The following is a 16,955-nucleotide window of genomic DNA, read 5'->3' on the forward strand; positions in this document are numbered from 1 at the left end:
TGCGATGTTCGGGCAACTAGAGCTCCCCAACTTGGGGGTCGCACCAGTCAAGGGCTGGCCCGGTCCGCACCACAAAGCCACGCCCCACCTTGATGTGGATGCGGTGGCCGCGCGTGGTGCAGGCCGCAATCTGGTCCAACAGCTCGCCCAGTTGCGCCGCCGCGGGTGTGGTGTGGTGGAACTGGCGCAACCAGTGGCGCAGCACGTTGGCCTGGCGCGAGCGGCTCAAGCCCTGCAGTGCAGCGATCTGCGGCGGTGCACCGACGCGCGCCAGGTCCTGCTGCGCCAGTTCTTCGAGCAGCTCAGCGGCCTGCGCGGCGTTGGAGGCCGAGCGGGCGAACGTGTCGCGAAACGCCGGAAAGGCGGCCTCCAGCGCAGGCAGTAGCTGCGCGCGGATGCGGTTGCGGGTGTAGCGCTCGTCGGTGTTGGTGGGGTCTTCCACCCAGCCCTGTTCCTGCGCTCGCAGCCAGCTGCGAATGTCTCCGGCGGCCACCGGCAGCAACGGGCGGTGCCAGACCACGCCAGCGCGTTCCCACCGGGCAGGCATGGCGGCCAGCCCGGCAACGCCTGCACCACGTGACAACGCCAGCAGCAGCGTCTCAACCTGGTCATCCGCATGTTGCGCAATTGCTATTGATTTGATAGCTATTTGCGATTGACTGGCAAGCGCTACAGCCTCAAAAGCCTTGTATCTTGCCTGTCGGGCGGCATCTTCGGGACTCTGGCCCGGGGCATGGCGGGCATCCAACCGTTCCACCCACAGCGGCACGCCAAGGCCCTGGCACAAGGCGGTGCAATGCCGCTCAAACCCATCGGCCGCCTCCTGCAGGCCGTGGTGCACATGGATGGCCTGCACCTGCCCAGGCCACCGGCGCGCACAAGCCAGCAGCAGCGCCGTGGAATCAGCCCCGCCACTCAGACCCACAGCCAGTGGCAGTGCGGGGGCAAAGGCCTGCATGGCAGCGTCGAAAGACTGGGTCACTGCGGCACCCGGCCCGCGCCACGGAGCGGTGGTGGCGCATCAAGCACACAAAAGCGATGGACAGAGCGGGAATGCATGGGCGCCGATTATCGCGGGCACCTTCCCCTCGTCTGCCCCCTTCATCCCATCAACCGGCTGGCGCGGACAAACGCAGCCCGGCGCGTGAGGCATCGGCGGACAGGCGGAACGTGCCCACCACCTCCGACAGCCGCACCGACTGGTCCTTGAGGCTCTGGGCGGCGGCGGCGCTTTGCTCCACCAGCGCGGCGTTCTGCTGGGTCATCTGGTCCAGGTGCGATACCGCCTGCCCGACCTCGTTGATACTGGTGCTTTGCTCGTTGGTCGAGGCCGTGATCTCGGCCATGATGTCCGTGACGCGCTGCACCGAGGTCACGATGTCTTTCATCGTGGTGCCCGCGTCGTGCACCAGGCGCGAGCCGTTTTCCACCTGTTCCACCGACGCGCTGATGAGCTGCTTGATTTCCTTGGCCGCCTCCGCACTGCGCCCAGCCAGGCTGCGCACTTCGCTGGCCACCACCGCAAAGCCCCGGCCCTGCTCGCCAGCGCGCGCTGCCTCTACCGCCGCATTCAATGCGAGGATGTTGGTCTGGAAGGCGATGCCGTCAATGACTCCGATGATGTCGTTGATCTTGCGCGACGCGGCATTGATCTGCTCCATGGTGGTCACCACATTGCCCACCACCTGGCCACCGTGCTGCGCCACGCTGGATGCCTGGGCCACCAGCTGGTTGGCCTGGCGGGCTGAATCCGCGTTATGGCGCACGGTTTCGGTCAGCTGCTGCATCGATGCGGAGGTTTCCTCCAGGCTGGAGGCCGTGAGTTCGGTGCGCCCGCTCAGGTCCTGGTTGCCCGTGGCGATCTCTTCGGCCGCCACGCGCACCGAGCTGCTGGCATCACGAATCTGCGCCAGCACACCCGAGAGCTTGCCCGCAAAGCTGTTGAAGCTGGCGGCAATCTGCGCCAGTTCGTCTTCGCCCTGTGCGTCGATGCGGCGCGACAGATCACCGTCGCCTGTGCCGATCTCGTGCATGGCGTCGCGCACCAGGGTCAACTGGCGCAGGCGCCGGGTCAGGATCACGCCCAGCAGCCCGACGGCTACCAGCAACACCAACACGCTGGAAATCAAGGATGTGGCCAGCATGGAGCGGATGGGCGCCATCGCTTCGCTCTCATCCAGGGCCACCACCAGCATCCACGAGGTGCCAGCGATGGGAACCACACTCAGCAGGCGGTTGCGCCCTCCAATGTCGGCTTGCAACAGGCTGGTACTGTCCTTGGCGGCTGCGACCAATTTGTCCACCGCAAGGTCTTTGGAAAGCTCCGAAATGGGCTTGAGGGTGAGCGCCTGATCGCGGTGGGCAATGATCTTGCCGTCGGCTGACACCAGGAACCCAAAGCTCTGGGGCGTGGGCCGGATGGAGGCCACATTGGCCACCACCGACTCCATATACACATCGCCCGCCGCCACCCCCTTGAGGGCTGCGCCTGCGCCCACCGGAGTGGCAAACGTCACCACGAGCTTCTGGTCCGACGCTGAAATGTAGGGCGGCGTGACGACCGACGTGCCCGCCTGCGCCGCCTGCTTGTACCAGGGCCGCGCAGTGGGGTCGTAATCTGCCGGCAAATTGCGTGTTTCAGAGAACACGTATTTTTTGTCGGCATAGCCAAAATAGGCGGTACTGAACTTGCCAGCGTCCCGCAGCATGGCCAGCGGCTTGGCGGGCTCGGGCTCTTCAAAGGCGGTGACGGACGCCGCAATGATCGCCGACTTGCCCCGCGCCCATTCCTCAATGGTCTCGGCGTGGCTTTTGGCCGTGGCCAGCCCCTCTTCCGCCAGCGACACCTGCGCCTGCCCGCGCGCCGAAAAGTAGTTGACCAGGGTCAGTACCAGCAGGGCGGCCACCATACACAGGGCGGACAACACCAGAATCTGGCCTTTGAGCGTCTTCAGAAGCGACATGGGGCACCCCTTCTTGATCCACCCGCACGGACGGGAGGATTGAGCCATGTTACATCCGGTATCAGCCTGTGCGCCAGTGGTGGTTAGCCCGCAGAGCGCTAGGAGTGTGGGCGGCAGAAGGCACCGAAGCGAAACGTGCGAAAACCGAGGATCGCGTGGTGCTACCGACAAGCCCAGGGTGGGCCCCTGGGCGCATGGGGTAGTACCGCGCGAGACCGGTTTATCGCGCGTTGCAGCCGGTGCTCCTTCTGCTGCCCACACTCCTAGGTTCTGACCACAAAAACAACAACGGCCCCGAAGGGCCGTGGGCGCAATGCGCGGTGGGCAGTCAACCGCTCAGCGGCTATCGGCCTTGGTGTCGCTGAAGCGGCCATAGCTCTGCAGACGCTCGTAGCGGCGGTCCAGCAGGTCTTTGGTCTTGAGGTCGGCCACCTGACGGAAGGCATCGCCCAGGGCACGCTTCAAGAAGGCCGCCATCTGCTTGTGATCGCGGTGGGCGCCGCCCACGGGCTCGCTCACGATCTTGTCCACCAGGCCCAGGGCCTTCAAGCGGTGGGCGGTGATGCCCAGGGCATCGGCAGCCTCCTGTGCCTTGTCGCTGGTCTTCCAGAGGATGGAAGCGCAGCCCTCAGGGCTGATCACGGAGTAGATGGCGTATTGCAGCATGACGACCTGGTCACCCACGCTGATGGCCAATGCGCCGCCAGAGCCGCCTTCACCAATGATGGTGGTAATGATGGGCACTTCGAGTTGCGCCATCTCGAAGATGTTGCGGCCGATGGCTTCAGACTGGCCGCGTTCTTCGGCGTCGATGCCGGGGTAGGCGCCGGGCGTGTCCACAAAGGTGAACACGGGCAGCTTGAACTTCTCGGCCGTTTTCATGAGGCGCAGGGCCTTGCGATAGCCCTCGGGCTTGCTCATGCCGAAGTTGCGCATGGCGCGCTCCTTGGTGTCGCGCCCCTTCTGGTGGCCCAGCACCATGCAGGCGTGGCCGTTGAAACGCGCCAGGCCGCCCACGATGGACAGGTCGTCCGCGTAATGGCGATCGCCGTGCAGTTCCACGAAGTCGGTGAAGATGTCGCGCACGTAGTCGAGCGTGTAGGGGCGCTCGGGGTGCCGGGCGATCTTGGTGATCTGCCAGGGCGACAGTTCGCTGTAGATGTCTTTGGTGAGCTGCTGGCTCTTCTTGCTCAGCTGGTCGATTTCTTCCGAGATATCGACGGCACTCTCGGTCTGCACGTAGCGCAGTTCTTCAATTTTGGATTCGAGTTCGGCGATGGGCTGCTCGAAATCCAGAAAGGTCTTTTTCGCCAACGTTTTTCTCCTAGGGGATCGCGCCGGTTGCGGCTGCCACGAATACGAATGGCACGCACTGTAACCGACGGTTAACGAGTTTTGTAAAGCGCGTCAGGCTGGGTCAGCCGTTTTCAATAAGCCACCGGCAGGGGGTCGAGCGATCGCCAAATATACCAAGTTGCCACGCTGCACCATGGCTTCCAGGCCTCGGCCACCTCGCGCGCATCGCTGCGGCTGACGGGATCGCCCGAGAAATAGTTGTGACTGATTCCTGCGATCAACCCTGGGTCATCCAAGGGCAATACGTTGGGGCGCATCAGGTAGAAGATCAGGAACATCTCGGCCGTCCAGCGGCCAATGCCCCGGATGGCCACCAGCTCGGCAATGATGGCTTCGTCGTCCATCGCCGCCCAGTCCTTCACGTGCAGCTTGCCTTGTTCAAAGTGGATGGCCAGGTCCACCAGGTAGTCCACCTTGCGCGCCGACAGGCCTGCGGCCCGCATGTCGTCGATCTTGAGCTTGAGCACGCTGGCGGGCTTCATGCCGCGCGGCAGCAGCGCGACGAAGCGCTCCCACACGGCCTGCGCCGCCGCGACGGACACCTGCTGGCCCACGATGCTGCGCGCCAGCGTGACGAACGCATCACCCCGCGTACGCAGCGCCGCATCGCCCAACTGCGGGATCAGGCGCTTCATCACCCGGTCCTTCTTCACCAGGTGCTTGCAGGCCTCCGCCCAATAGTCGGGCGTGGCCAGCACCAGCGGCGGCGTTGCGGCATCGCTCGCTATCTTTTTAAGAGCTGCCACCGCTTACCCCACCAGCGCCAGAGGCATATTTGACATAAAAACCAGCTTCACTGCGCAGCTTCCCAGGTCGTGCCTGCGGCGGAATCCTTGAGCACGATGCCCTGGGCAAGCAGCGCCTGGCGGATGCGGTCGGCCTCGGCGAAGTTCTTGGCAGCCTTGGCGGCGGCGCGGGCAGCGATCTGCGCCTGGATGTCGGCCTCGTCCACGCCACTGGCACCCGCTTGCAGAAAGGCTTTGGGGTCACCTTGCAGAATGCCCAGGCATCCCCCCAGCGCCTTGAGCAGCCCCGCCAGCGCGGCCGATCGCGTCTTGTTGACTTCACCGGCCAGATCAAACAGCACGGCCACGGCCTCGGGCGTGCCAAAGTCCTCGTCCATGGCCGCCTTGAAACGCGCGGCGTAGGGGTCGGCCCAGTTGATGGCCGCCACATCGGCGGGCGCCACCAGGCTCAGCGCCGTGTACAGGCGCTTGAGCGCCTGGCGCGCGTCGTCCAGATGGGCATCGCTGTAGTTCAGCGCGCTGCGGTAGTGAGCCCGTACGATGAAGAACCGCACCGTCTCGGCGTCGTACTGCTGGAGCACGTCGCGGATGGTGAAGAAGTTGCCCAGACTCTTGGACATCTTCTCGTTGTCCACGCGCACAAAACCGTTGTGCACCCAGAACTTGGCCAGCGGCTTGCCCGTGGCGCCTTCGCTCTGGGCGATTTCGTTTTCGTGGTGCGGGAATTGCAAATCGGCCCCGCCGCCATGGATGTCAAAGGTTTCGCCCAGCGTGGCGCAGCTCATGGCCGAGCATTCGATGTGCCAGCCGGGGCGGCCAACGCCAAAAGCGCTTTCCCACTTGGCCTCGGGTGGTTCCTCGGCCTTGGCACACTTCCACAGCACAAAGTCGAGCGGGTCTTCCTTGCCATCGAGCACGGCCACACGTTCACCCGCACGCAGTTCATCGAGCGACTTGCCCGAGAGCTTGCCGTAGCCGTCGAACTTGCGCACGGAGTAATTCACATCGCCATTGCTGGCACGGTAGGCCAGGCCTTTGCCCTCAAGCTGGCCGATCAGCGACAGCATCTGGGGCACGTATTCGGTGGCGCGGGGCTCGGCCGAGGGCGGCTCGATGCCCAGCAGGCCGATGTCCTGGTGCATGGCGGCAATCATCTCGTCGGTCAGCTGACGGATGGTGATGCCGCGCTCCAGCGCGCGCTTGATGATCTTGTCATCGATATCGGTGATGTTGCGCACGTAGGTGACGCGGTAGCCACTGCTTTTGAGCCAGCGCTGCACCACGTCAAAGGCCATCATCATGCGGGCGTGGCCGATGTGGCACAGGTCATAGATGGTCATGCCGCACACATACATGCGCACATGGCCAGGTTCGAGCGGGGAAAAGTCTTCCAATGCACGCGACAGCGTGTTGTAGATGCGCAAACTCATGGGATTTCAGTAACGGGGGATGGGGTGGTGGGTGAATGAAAATCCACCCGGCAGCTGGGGGCAAAGGCCCCTGGCGAAGGGTTGGCCCAGCGAGGGGCCTACAGCGAAATCACCCGCGGCAACAGCGTTCCGTCATGACAACCCCCTCAGCTACAATCCGCCGCAGTATAAGCCCCCGCCCGGGACAGACGCTGCCCCACACCTTTGAAGCCCCCATGAAGCAAGTCCGCCGCACACTTCCACGCCTCCTGCGCCTGCTGGCACTGACCGCGCTGCTGGGCACTGGCGCGGCCCAGGCCGACGACTACACAGAAATCACCCAGCTGATCAAAGCAGGCAAGCCCGCCGACGCGCTCGCCAAGGCCGATCAGCGCCTGGCCGCCAACCCACGCGACCCGCAGCTGCGCTTCCTGCGTGGCGTGGCACAGGCAGATTCGGGCAAGCCTGCCGATGCCATCACCACCTTCACCAAGCTGACCGAAGAATACCCAGAGCTGCCCGAGCCCTACAACAACCTGGCGGTGCTCTACGCCAACCAGAACCAGCTCGACAAGGCACGCACGGCGCTGGAGATGGCAATCCGCACCAACCCCAGCTACGCCACTGCCCACGAAAATCTGGGCGACATCTACGCCAAGCTGGCCAGCCAGGCCTACAACAAGGCGCTGCAGCTGGACGCCACCAACGCCAATTCCGTCAAGCCCAAGCTGGCACTGATCCGCGAGCTGTTCGCGCCTGAAACCGCCGGCAAGCCAGGCCGCCCCGCCGCCGCCGCCCCGGCAACGGCCCCTGCCGTGGTGGCCACGCAGCGGCCAGCGCCACCCGCAGCAGTGGCCCCCGCCCCTGCACCGACCCCGGCAGCCACACCCGTACCCGCATCTGCGCCCAGTGCAGCTCCTGCTCCTGCGCCTGCTATCGCCCAAGCCCCCACCCCAGCACCCGCAGCCACCCCGGCAGCAGCAAGCGACGCCGCAGCCGTTCAGGCCGTGACCTCGGCCGTGCAGGCATGGGCGGCCGCCTGGTCGGCCAAAGACATGCAGGCCTATCTGGGCGCCTACGACAAATCGTTCGATCCACCCGGCCGCCAGACGCGCTCAGCGTGGGAAAAGGAGCGCGAGGCGCGCATCGTGGGCAAGTCCAAGATCAACGTGCAGCTGTCCGACGTTACCGTTGCGGTCAATGGCGACAAGGCCACCGCCCGTTTTCGGCAGGCCTACACTGCTGATGCTCTCAACGTCACGAGCCGCAAGACGCTGGACCTGGTGAACCACAACGGCCGCTGGACCATCGTCCGCGAATCCACAGGCGGTTGACTGTGAACCCCGACCCTGGGCCTGCGCAGCGTGCGCGGGCTGTGCCTGCTGCCGAGCCCCTCAAGGCCTGAACCTGAAACCGCGCATGTTTGTGGAGTTGTCCGCACCAAGCCGCCGGGCTGCGGCAGGCACCCTGTTCCTCGCCGCACTGCTGCAGGCAGCACCGGCGCACGCCCAGAGCGGAAAAGTGCGCCGCGCCGCCACCCAGCCTTCGACAGAGCCTGCCGACACCAAGGCGCCCAACCTGCGCGACGGACAGGCAGAAACACGCCTGCTGGCCGTGTACAAGCTCATCGCAGAAGGCCGCAGCCGCGAGGCACTGGTCCAGGCCGAAACCCTTGCACGTGACTATCCCAACTTCCAGCTGGCGCAACTGGCCGTGGGCGACCTGCTGATGTCGCGCACGCGGCCCATCCGCCGCATGGGCGATGTGCCAGAGCCCGACACAGCACGCAGCCTGCAGGTAGCCACCACCCTGGAAGAGCTGCGCAACGAATCGCGCCAGCGCGTGGACGCCCAGCGCAGCCGCCCACCCGCACACAGCATTCCCGCCCAGTTCCTGGAACTCTCGCCCCGCTCGCGCCATGCAATTGCAGTGGACGCTTCGCGCTCGCGCCTGTACCTTTTCGAGAACACGCCCAAGGGCCTGCAGTTGGTGGCCGACTACTACGCCTCGGTCGGCAAGCTGGGTATCGAGAAAAGCCTGGAGGGCGACCAGCGCACACCGCTTGGTGTGTACTTCATCACCAGCCGCCTGGACCCCGCCACGCTCAAAGACTTCTACGGCGCAGGCGCGCTGCCCATCAACTACCCCAACCCCCTGGACCAGAGCCGGGGCAAGACCGGCAGCGGCATCTGGCTGCATGGCACGCCACCCGACCAGTTTGCCCGCGCGCCCCTGGCCACCGATGGCTGCCTGGTGCTGGCCAATCCCGACCTGGAACGCATTCTGCGCACGGTGGAGCCCCGTTCCACCCCCGTGGTCATTGCGCGCCAACTGCAGTGGGTAGCGCCCCACGCCGTGCAGGCGGACCGCAAGTCTTTTGACGCGGTGCTCAATGCCTGGCGCAACGCCAAAACCCAGGGCGACATGAACCGGTTGCTGGGCTTTTACGCGCCAGACTTCCAGAGTTACCGCAAAAAACCGCTCAACGAATGGACCCAGGTGCTCCAGGCGGAGACCCGCGCCCTGAAAGGCCGGGAACTCCACCTCAAGGACAAGTCTTACCTGCGCTGGACAGACTCCGCCGACACCATGGTGGTAACGTTCGGCGAAGTCGCCGAAGGCGCCCGCACGGGTCCCGTCAAACGCCAGTACTGGGCGCGGCGGGGCCAACAATGGCAGATATTTTTCGAAGGAGTGATTGGATGATTTCCAGAAGAAATTCGACCCTGGCGCTTGCTGGTATTGCGCTTACAGCTATTCTTTCAGTAGCATCCGTACAGGCGCAAGACGCCCCCAAGGTCAAGCTGTCCACCTCGATGGGCGACATCGTGGTGCAACTCGACCCGGCCAAGGCGCCCAAGACAGTGGAAAACTTCCTGGGCTACGTCAAGGACAAGACCTATGACGGCACCGTGTTCCACCGCGTGATCGACGGTTTCATGATCCAGGGCGGTGGCTACACCGCCGACCTGATTCCCAAGCCCACCAAGGCCCCTATTCCCCTTGAAGCCAACAACGGCCTCAAGAACGACACCTACACCATCGCAATGGCGCGCACGGGCAACCCCAACTCGGCCACATCGCAGTTCTTCATCAACGTGAAGGACAACGCCATGCTCAACGCCCCGAGCCCCGACGGCCATGGCTATGCCGTGTTCGGCAAGGTGGTCGAAGGCACGGCCGTGGTGGACAAGATCAAGGCCGTGGCCACCGGCAACAAGGGCCCGCACCAGAACGTGCCCACCACTCCCGTCACCATCAACTCCGCCACCCTGGTGAAGTGAACCCGCCATTTTTTTGAAGGAAGCATTGCCATGAGCAACCCCCAGGTCGAACTGCACATCACCGGCTACGGTGTCATCACCCTCGAACTCGATGCCGCCAAGGCCCCCAAGTCGGTCGAGAACTTTCTGGCCTATGTGAACAAGGGCCATTACAACAACACCATCTTCCACCGCGTGATTCCTGGCTTCATGGTGCAAGGCGGCGGCTTTGAGCCCGGCATGACCCAGAAGGGCACTGACGCGCCCATCGAAAACGAAGCCAACAATGGCCTCAAGAACGCCAACTACACCGTGGCCATGGCCCGCACCAGCGACCCGCACTCGGCCACCGCCCAGTTCTTCATCAACGTGGCCGACAACGGCTTCCTGAACCACACCGCACCCTCGGCCCAGGGCTGGGGCTATGCCGTGTTCGGCAAGGTCGTGTCGGGCACCGACGTAGTGGACAAGATCAAGGCCGTGAAGACGGGCCGCAAGGGTTTCCATGACGACGTGCCGAAGGAAGACGTTGTGATCGAAAAGGCTGTTGCGCTTTGATCGCACTCTGATCTGACCGCGATCTCCGTGACCACGACCGTGCCCCGGTTCGAGGAGCTTGTCGCTCCATCGCACTGGCGCACGGTCGATTTCATTTCGGACCTGCACCTGCAGGCCAGCGAGCCCGCCACAGTGGCCGCTTTCGAGCACTACCTGGCCACCACCACGGCCGATGCCCTCTTCATCCTGGGCGACCTGTTCGAGGTATGGGTGGGCGATGACGCCATGGGCGAACCTGGCAGTTTCGAGGCCGAAGGCTGCGCCGCCCTGCGGGCCGCCGCGCAGCGCCTGCCCGTGTACTTCATGCACGGCAACCGCGACTTTCTGGCGGGCCCGGGGTTCCTGGCGCAGTGTGGCATCACTGGCCTGGCAGACCCCACGGTGCTGGTGTTTGGCGGCCAGCGCTTCGTGCTCAGCCACGGCGACCTGCTGTGCCTGGACGATGTCGAGTACCAGCGCTTTCGCGTGCAGGCCCGCAGTGCCGAGTGGCAGCAGCAGTTTCTGGCGCAGCCCCTGGCCACACGTCGCGCACAGGCCCGTGGTATCCGCCAGGAGAGCGAGGCACGCAAACAGTCGGGCGTCACCTATGCCGACATAGACGGCCCGGCCGCCATCACCTGGCTCCAGGCGGCCCAGGCGCATACGCTCATTCACGGCCACACCCACCGCCCCGCCGACCATGTGCTGGCGCCCGGCCTGCAGCGGGTGGTGCTCAGCGACTGGGATGCCGCTGCACGACCGCCCCGCGCGGAAACACTGCGTTTGTCGCAAACGGGCTTGGAACGGCGGTCCCTGACCCCCAAGTACTCGCGATCCTGAACTGCGCGGGGTTTCACCACCCGCTGCCTGATCGCCATGCCCCCTCTTTTCCATCGGCTCTGGAGCCGCGTCCGCGCCACGGTGGCCCCCGTGCCCGACATCTCGGCCACGCTGTGGCTCCAGACCCTGCAGCGTTATCCGTTTCTGGCGGCGCTCTCGCTGCACGACCAGTCCAAGCTGCGCGCCTTGAGCGCCCTCTTTCTGCACCACAAGGAGTTCCACGGCGCCCACGGCCTGGTGGTGACCGACGCCATGGCCATCGACATTGCGGCGCAGGCCTGCCTGCCCCTGCTGCATTGGGGCGACCCGGCCAAGGCGCTCGACTGGTACGACGATTTTGTGGGCATCGTGCTGCACCCTGGCGAAGCCGTGGCACGCCGCCAGACGGTGGACGAGGCCGGCGTGGTGCATGAACACACCCAGGTGCTGCTGGGCGAGGCCATGGAGCGCGGCCCCATCATGCTCAGCTGGGAGCACGTGGCCAATGCCACCGAGAACACAGCACGCGGCCACAACGTGGTGGTGCACGAGTTCGTGCACAAGCTCGACATGAAGAGCGGCGAACCCAACGGCTGCCCGCCCTTGCCCGCAGGCTTCATGGGAATACGCACCGGACGCGCCGCCTACGAAGCCTGGTGGGCCGCCTGGGAACCAGCGTACGAGCAGTTCCGCGAGCGTGTGATCCTGGCCGAGCGCTTCGGAGCAGAACGCCCCTGGCTGGACGCCTACGGGGCCACATCACAGTCCGAGTTTTTTGCGGTGGCCTGCGAGGCGTACTTTGTCAACCGCGAGCGTTTTGCACAAGAGTTTCCGGCGCTGATGCCGGTGCTGGATGCATTCTTCGTTGCCGAGGGGCCCAGCTCGTCCTGAAAAATATTGAAGCCACCAAGGCGAGGCGGCCTCAACGCCAGGCGTTTGCAATGCAGATCAGGGCAACCGTCGCCGTGACTCTGGCATGCCCATCGTCTGCATCTGTTGCGAATCGAAACAATGTGCATTCGTTTCGTATCTTTGCGGTAGCCTCGGAGAGACACGACCACCGCGCGGCCCAACACGCTCAAAGATGGCGCAAAGGTGGTGCTCCCAATCTCTTCATCAGAAAGCGCTTCATGTCAGGTGTTGTCTCAAGGATTCCGTTCCAACGCGTGGGCATTCTTGCTGCATTGGTAGTCCCGCTACTCAGCGCATGCGGAGGTGGCGGCTCTTCGGACCCGGTCACCGCCCCGCCAACCACGCAGCCCCCACCTGCTCCCGCAACTCCCCTGTCGCTGCTTGCCGGCAACACCGACGGTGTGGGTAACCTGGATGGCGCAGCGCTGTCCACCGCGCGCATCAGCGCCTACATCGGCGGGATGGCCGTGAACAGCACGGGCGAGGTCATCATCGTGGACAGTGGCAACAACCAGGTCCGCAGACTCAGCACCGACAGGACGCAGGTCACGACCTTGGCGGGTGGCGGCGATGCCGGGGTGTTCAACGTCCCGTCCAACCACGCCGACGGCTCCGGCACGGCCGCACGGTTCTACCGCCCCATGGGCGTTGCGGTCGACGCGGCCGGAAACACTTACGTGGCGGACACCGACAACCACCTGGTGCGCAAGATCAGCGCGGCCGGTGCAGTGACCACCCTCGCGGGCAAGCCCGGCGTCTGCGGCAACCAGGATGGCACAGGCAGCGCGGCAACGCTATGCAGGCCTGCCAGCATTGCCGTAGACAAGGCCGGCAACGTGTATGTGGCGGAAGTCAGGGAGTCCACGACACACAGTTCAATTGCCAACCCGATCCGCAAGATCGCACCAACGGGTGAAGTGACCACGCTGACCAGCAAGGCCAGCCAGAACCCGACGCTGGTCTTCATCTCCGGCCCTGCCGTCGAGATCTACCGTCCGGTGCTTCTGGCCACCGACTCAGCCGGGGTACTCCACGCGGCAGATCCCAATGACCATGTGATCCGCCGATATGCGGCCGATGGCCAGCCCACCGTGGTGTCCGGCGTCGTGGCCGCCAACAACGAGGGCAATACGGATGGTGCCGCGTCCGTGGCAAAGTTCAGCTACCTCAAGGCGATTGCATTCGACACAGCGAATCGCCTGTTCGTACTGGACTGGTACGGAACCCCGGCCATCCGCCAGATCGGCAGCGACGGCAGCGTGACCACCCTCGTTCGCGCCAATGCCTGCAACTTCGAAGGCGACGCGAGTGGGGCCGCGCCAGGCACCTTGTGCACGGCGGACCAGATGACCGTCACTCCCGACGGACGGTTCCTCGTCGCCGAAACCGGCATGACCCGCTCCGCTGCGGGCTTCAATACTTTCAGCTATGCCCAACTGCGCAGCTACACGCCCCAAGGCACCTCCACCGTGGTGGCCGGCATCCCCGCTGCCGCAGGTGCGGACGATGGACAGGGCAGCAGCGCGCGGTTCGCCACACCTGGCTCGATCGCGTTGAACCCTGCCGGCACGCTCTACGTGCGCGACGCGGGCAACCGCACCATCCGCACCGTGCAGGCCGACGGCCTCGTGCGCACCCTGGGCAAGCCAAGCGGCCATTGCGCTGCGATCACCGGCCTGGGCGAGGACGTGCTGTCCAACTCCACGGCCCCCTTGGCCACCGATGGCGCGGGCAACCTCTACACCATTGACGGTGCGCGCGTCCTTAAAACCGCCAACTGCCAAGCCGTGCTTCTGGCCGACCTGGCGCCATGGCTGGACAAGGTGCCAACGGCTTTCCTCGGTGTCGCATCCGGCATTGCGGCCGACACCGCCGGCAACGTGTACGTCGCCAGCCTCAAGGGCGCCATCTTCAAGATCGATACCAAGGGCGAAGTCACCCTGTTTGCCGGCAGCGTGGGCACGGTGGGCCATGTGGACGGACAAGGCGCGGCGGCGCAGTTCTCGGCGCTGGGTCAGATGACCACCGATGCGGCGGGCAACCTGTATGTGATCGACGGCCTGTTTTACGACACCAACAAGGTGGGGCCGACCGTTCGCAAGATCACGCCGTCCGGCGCGGTCACCACGCTGGCGGGCAGCCCCACCGCGGCCCCTGGCTACGCGGATGGTCCGGCCGCTGCCGCCCGCTTCATCGTGCAGCAGTACGCAGGCTGGCCCGCGCAGACGGCCAGCCTCGCCGTGGACAACCGAGGCAACGTCTATGTCACCGATCCCTTCACCAGCGTGGTCCGCAAGATCGGCACCGATGGCCAGATCAGTACTCCGGTGGGCCAGGCATGGAAATACGGTTTTGCTGCGGGCGACCTGCCGGGCATCATCAACCGCCCGACAGGTATCGCCGTGCGCGGCAGCATGATGTACCTCTCGGTGCCGAACGCCGTGGTACAGGTGCAGTTGCCGTAGTCAGCACCCGGCTGACCGTGGTGCGCGGCGCCCACGCTGGGCGTGCTGCGGCCACGGCACCCCCCTCATTCCTTTTGCGTCACTGCTGCAGCATGCCAGCTGGCGGACGCGCCCCATCCGTTCATCACTTTTCCTGAGGTACACGCCCATGCCTAGTTCACCCATATCCAGCCGCCATCGGCTGTCCCGCACACTCTGGGCGTCGCTGGCCGTGTCCGCGCTGGTGTCCTGCGGTGGAGGTTCGGGCGGTGACGCGCCGCCCCCGCCGCCTCCTCCGCCGCCCCCCGCCACGCCCCTGGCGTTGCTGGCTGGCACTACCGAGGGGCCAGGAACGCAGGACGGCCTGAGCACTGCGGCCAAGATCAGTACCGAAAGCGGCGGCATGGCACTGGCACCCAACGGCGATGTACTGATTACCGACCCGGGAAACCAGACCATTCGTCGGCTAGCGCCCACCGGGCAGCTCAGCACCTGGGCGGGCGGAGGTCCCACCCGCAGCGACGCCAGCAGCGAAGGGCCGCGCTACCTGGATGCCTCGGGCACTGCAGCCCGCTTTAATGTCCCTCTGGCCGTGGCGGTGGATGCGGCCGGCAACGCCTACGTGGCAGACGCCGGCAACCACCTGGTGCGCAAGATCGATGCCGCAGGCAACGTCACCACGCTGGCCGGCCAGGTGGGCGTGTGCGGCAATGCCGATGGCACGGGCACGGCGGCCACGCTGTGCAGCCCGACCAGCATTGCTGTGGACCGGGAGGGCAATGTGTATGTGTCCGAATGGGCGCCAACCTTGCAAGACTTCTCCCAGACGCCGACAGGCAATCCCATTCGCAAAATCACACCCGCAGGGGCAGTCACAACGGTCATCTTCAGGGCCAGCCAGAACGCCACCCCGGGCTTCGGGCGCAACAACCCTAGCCGCCTGTACCCCGTCAACCTAGCGACGGACTCCACAGGAGCCCTGTACGCTGCAGACCCCAACGACCACGTAGTGCGCAAGTACGCGCCCAACGGCCAGGCGACGGTGCTGTCGGGCACTGTGGCCCTCAATAACGCGGGCCACGTGGATGGAGCGGCTAGCGCGGCCAAATTTGGTGCGCTGCAGGCCATCGCGATAGACCGCTCCAACCGAGTTTTCGTTCTGGACCGGCATGAGGGCACCCCCGTACGCGAGATTGCGGCCGATGGCTCTGTGACCACCGTGCGACGCGCGGCAGACTGCAACTACGGCGCCGACGGCCTGCCGCCTGCCTTCTGCGCGGGCAAACGCCTGGCGGTGGACGCCGAAGGCCGCTTTCTCATCACGGAAAGCGGTCCCTCCGACACCTTTCAAACGTATGCGGTCATCTACCGCATGCCGCGCAATGGTGCGCCCGACCTGCAGGTAGGTACCGCCCCGTTGCCGGGACATGCCGATGGCCGCGGCAGCGCCGCGCGCTTTGACAGCCCCGGCGCGCTGGCGGTGGACAAGGCTGGCACGCTGTACGTGCGCGACCGCAACAACGCCGCACTGCGCACTGTCACGCCCGATGGCACGGTGGCCACGCTCGGCCGGGCCAAGAACCCGTGCGCGCAAGTCACCGGGCCGATCAACGACGTGGCCTACTGCGGATCGGCGCCGCTGTCCATCGACGGAGCGGGCAACATCTATTCTTTCGACTTCAAGCGCATCCTCAAGACAACCCCTGCAGGCAACGTTACTGTGCATGCCGACCTCTCCGCCCAGCTAGACGCGATACCGGGCTTTCTGCTGCAGGGACTGACTGGCATGGTCACCGACATTGGCGGCACCGTCTATGCGGTTTCCCTGCAGGGCGTGGTATTCAAGGTCACACCGGCCGGCGCCGTCAGCGTGTTTGCGGGGAATCCCAACGCGCGCGGACACGCGGATGGTCCGGCAGCCTCGGCGCAGTTCTCGGCCTTGGGCCAGATGACCATCGATGCCGCGGGCAACGTCTATGTAGTGGACGGCCGCTACCACAACATCACGGGCATCGGCCCCACAGTCCGCAAGATTACGCCCGCCGGGGTGGTGAGCACGATTGCGGGGCGCCCGGACCTGCCGCCAGCGCTGGTGGACGGTCCGGTGGCCTCGGCGCAGTTGACCGTGGACACCGGCGCAGCCATCTCGGACTCGCACGCCTGGCTGGCCGCCGATGCCAGCGGCAACGTCTACGTGACCGATCCGCGCAACCGCGTGGTGCGCAAGATCGGAGCCGATGGCCAGGTGAGCACGCTGGTGGGCCAGCGTTGGAACAAGGGGTTCGCGGCCGGCCCACTGCCGGGCCTGATCGACGAACCCACGGGCATCGCCGTGAATGGCGCTACGCTGTACCTCTCCACGTCCAACGCCGTGGCGGCTGTCAAACTGCCCTGACCATGTGGCTGCGGCCCCTGGCGCACCGAAGGGGTCAAGGTGCAAGGCCCTTTAGCGCCTTGCAGTCGGCATGGCGGGTGGGGGCTGCAAAAAAGCAGTTTCACGAATCAG

13 protein-coding genes are annotated in these 16,955 nt (G+C 65.3%); 8 read left to right on the forward strand and 5 right to left on the reverse strand.

Features of this window, described 5'->3' with window-relative positions; genetic code table 11:
- Window positions 1–16 precede the first annotated feature (16 nt).
- The 5 genes from tilS to cysS form a co-directional block, all read right to left on the reverse strand.
- The gene (gene tilS / locus C8C93_RS11630) at window positions 17–982 is read right to left on the reverse strand and encodes a tRNA lysidine(34) synthetase TilS (protein ID WP_121506996.1); all 966 of its coding nucleotides are present in this window, start codon (window positions 980–982) and stop codon (window positions 17–19) included.
- Window positions 983–1,109: 127 nt separating this feature from the next.
- Complete coding sequence (locus tag C8C93_RS11635; protein WP_121506997.1) at window positions 1,110–2,963, reverse strand: methyl-accepting chemotaxis protein; 1,854 nt, start codon at window positions 2,961–2,963, stop codon at window positions 1,110–1,112.
- 336 nt (window positions 2,964–3,299) lie between these two features.
- Window positions 3,300–4,277 carry an acetyl-CoA carboxylase carboxyltransferase subunit alpha gene (locus C8C93_RS11640; protein WP_055400675.1) on the reverse strand — a complete coding sequence of 326 codons (978 nt, stop codon included), beginning with the start codon at window positions 4,275–4,277 and terminating at the stop codon, window positions 3,300–3,302.
- Between the two features lie 113 nt (window positions 4,278–4,390).
- Window positions 4,391–5,065, reverse strand: coding sequence for a DNA-3-methyladenine glycosylase (locus C8C93_RS11645; protein WP_199727020.1), 675 nt, complete (start codon window positions 5,063–5,065; stop codon window positions 4,391–4,393).
- Window positions 5,066–5,112: 47 nt separating this feature from the next.
- Window positions 5,113–6,495 (reverse strand): cysteine--tRNA ligase, encoded by a 1,383-nt coding sequence (gene cysS, locus C8C93_RS11650; protein ID WP_121506998.1) that lies wholly within the window; start codon window positions 6,493–6,495, stop codon window positions 5,113–5,115.
- A 215-nt stretch (window positions 6,496–6,710) separates the two neighbouring features.
- On the opposite strand from cysS, the gene C8C93_RS11655 reads away from it, so the two are divergent.
- From C8C93_RS11655 to C8C93_RS11690, 8 genes are all read left to right on the forward strand, one after another.
- Window positions 6,711–7,808, forward strand: a complete 1,098-nt coding sequence (locus C8C93_RS11655) for a nuclear transport factor 2 family protein (protein WP_121506999.1) — start codon at window positions 6,711–6,713, stop codon at window positions 7,806–7,808.
- Window positions 7,809–7,893: 85 nt separating this feature from the next.
- Window positions 7,894–9,180, forward strand: coding sequence for a L,D-transpeptidase family protein (locus C8C93_RS11660; RefSeq protein ID WP_121507000.1), 1,287 nt, complete (start codon window positions 7,894–7,896; stop codon window positions 9,178–9,180).
- Window positions 9,177–9,758: a peptidylprolyl isomerase gene (locus tag C8C93_RS11665; RefSeq protein WP_121507001.1), complete on the forward strand. Its 582-nt coding sequence runs from the start codon at window positions 9,177–9,179 to the stop codon at window positions 9,756–9,758. Before C8C93_RS11660 ends, C8C93_RS11665 begins: the two co-directional genes overlap by 4 nt.
- A gap of 30 nt (window positions 9,759–9,788) precedes the next feature.
- Complete coding sequence (locus tag C8C93_RS11670) at window positions 9,789–10,295, forward strand: peptidylprolyl isomerase (protein ID WP_121507002.1); 507 nt, start codon at window positions 9,789–9,791, stop codon at window positions 10,293–10,295.
- A 27-nt stretch (window positions 10,296–10,322) separates the two neighbouring features.
- On the forward strand, window positions 10,323–11,114 hold the full coding sequence (locus tag C8C93_RS11675; RefSeq protein ID WP_121507003.1) for a UDP-2,3-diacylglucosamine diphosphatase: 792 nt from the start codon (window positions 10,323–10,325) through the stop codon (window positions 11,112–11,114).
- 36 nt (window positions 11,115–11,150) lie between these two features.
- On the forward strand, window positions 11,151–11,984 hold the full coding sequence (locus C8C93_RS11680; protein ID WP_121507004.1) for a zinc-dependent peptidase: 834 nt from the start codon (window positions 11,151–11,153) through the stop codon (window positions 11,982–11,984).
- Window positions 11,985–12,406: 422 nt separating this feature from the next.
- The gene (locus C8C93_RS11685; protein ID WP_158603268.1) at window positions 12,407–14,470 is read left to right on the forward strand and encodes a hypothetical protein; all 2,064 of its coding nucleotides are present in this window, start codon (window positions 12,407–12,409) and stop codon (window positions 14,468–14,470) included.
- 148 nt (window positions 14,471–14,618) lie between these two features.
- Window positions 14,619–16,844: a hypothetical protein gene (locus C8C93_RS11690; protein ID WP_147433765.1), complete on the forward strand. Its 2,226-nt coding sequence runs from the start codon at window positions 14,619–14,621 to the stop codon at window positions 16,842–16,844.
- Window positions 16,845–16,955: the final 111 nt, after the last annotated feature.

The organism is Acidovorax sp. 93 (assembly GCF_003633835.1).
Lineage (GTDB): Bacteria > Pseudomonadota > Gammaproteobacteria > Burkholderiales > Burkholderiaceae_C > Acidovorax > Acidovorax facilis.

Excerpts from the sequence above, each read along its gene's own strand:
- C8C93_RS11635 (WP_121506997.1), bottom strand. The coding sequence starts at position 2,963 with ATGTCGCTTCTGAAGACGCTCAAAGGCCAGATTCTGGTGTTGTCCGCC.
- cysS (WP_121506998.1), bottom strand. The coding sequence starts at position 6,495 with ATGAGTTTGCGCATCTACAACACGCTGTCGCGTGCATTGGAAGACTTT.
- C8C93_RS11655 (WP_121506999.1), top strand. The coding sequence starts at position 6,711 with ATGAAGCAAGTCCGCCGCACACTTCCACGCCTCCTGCGCCTGCTGGCA.
- C8C93_RS11660 (WP_121507000.1), top strand. The coding sequence starts at position 7,894 with ATGTTTGTGGAGTTGTCCGCACCAAGCCGCCGGGCTGCGGCAGGCACC.
- C8C93_RS11665 (WP_121507001.1), top strand. The coding sequence starts at position 9,177 with ATGATTTCCAGAAGAAATTCGACCCTGGCGCTTGCTGGTATTGCGCTT.
- C8C93_RS11670 (WP_121507002.1), top strand. The coding sequence starts at position 9,789 with ATGAGCAACCCCCAGGTCGAACTGCACATCACCGGCTACGGTGTCATC.
- C8C93_RS11680 (WP_121507004.1), top strand. The coding sequence starts at position 11,151 with ATGCCCCCTCTTTTCCATCGGCTCTGGAGCCGCGTCCGCGCCACGGTG.
- C8C93_RS11690 (WP_147433765.1), top strand. The coding sequence starts at position 14,619 with ATGCCTAGTTCACCCATATCCAGCCGCCATCGGCTGTCCCGCACACTC.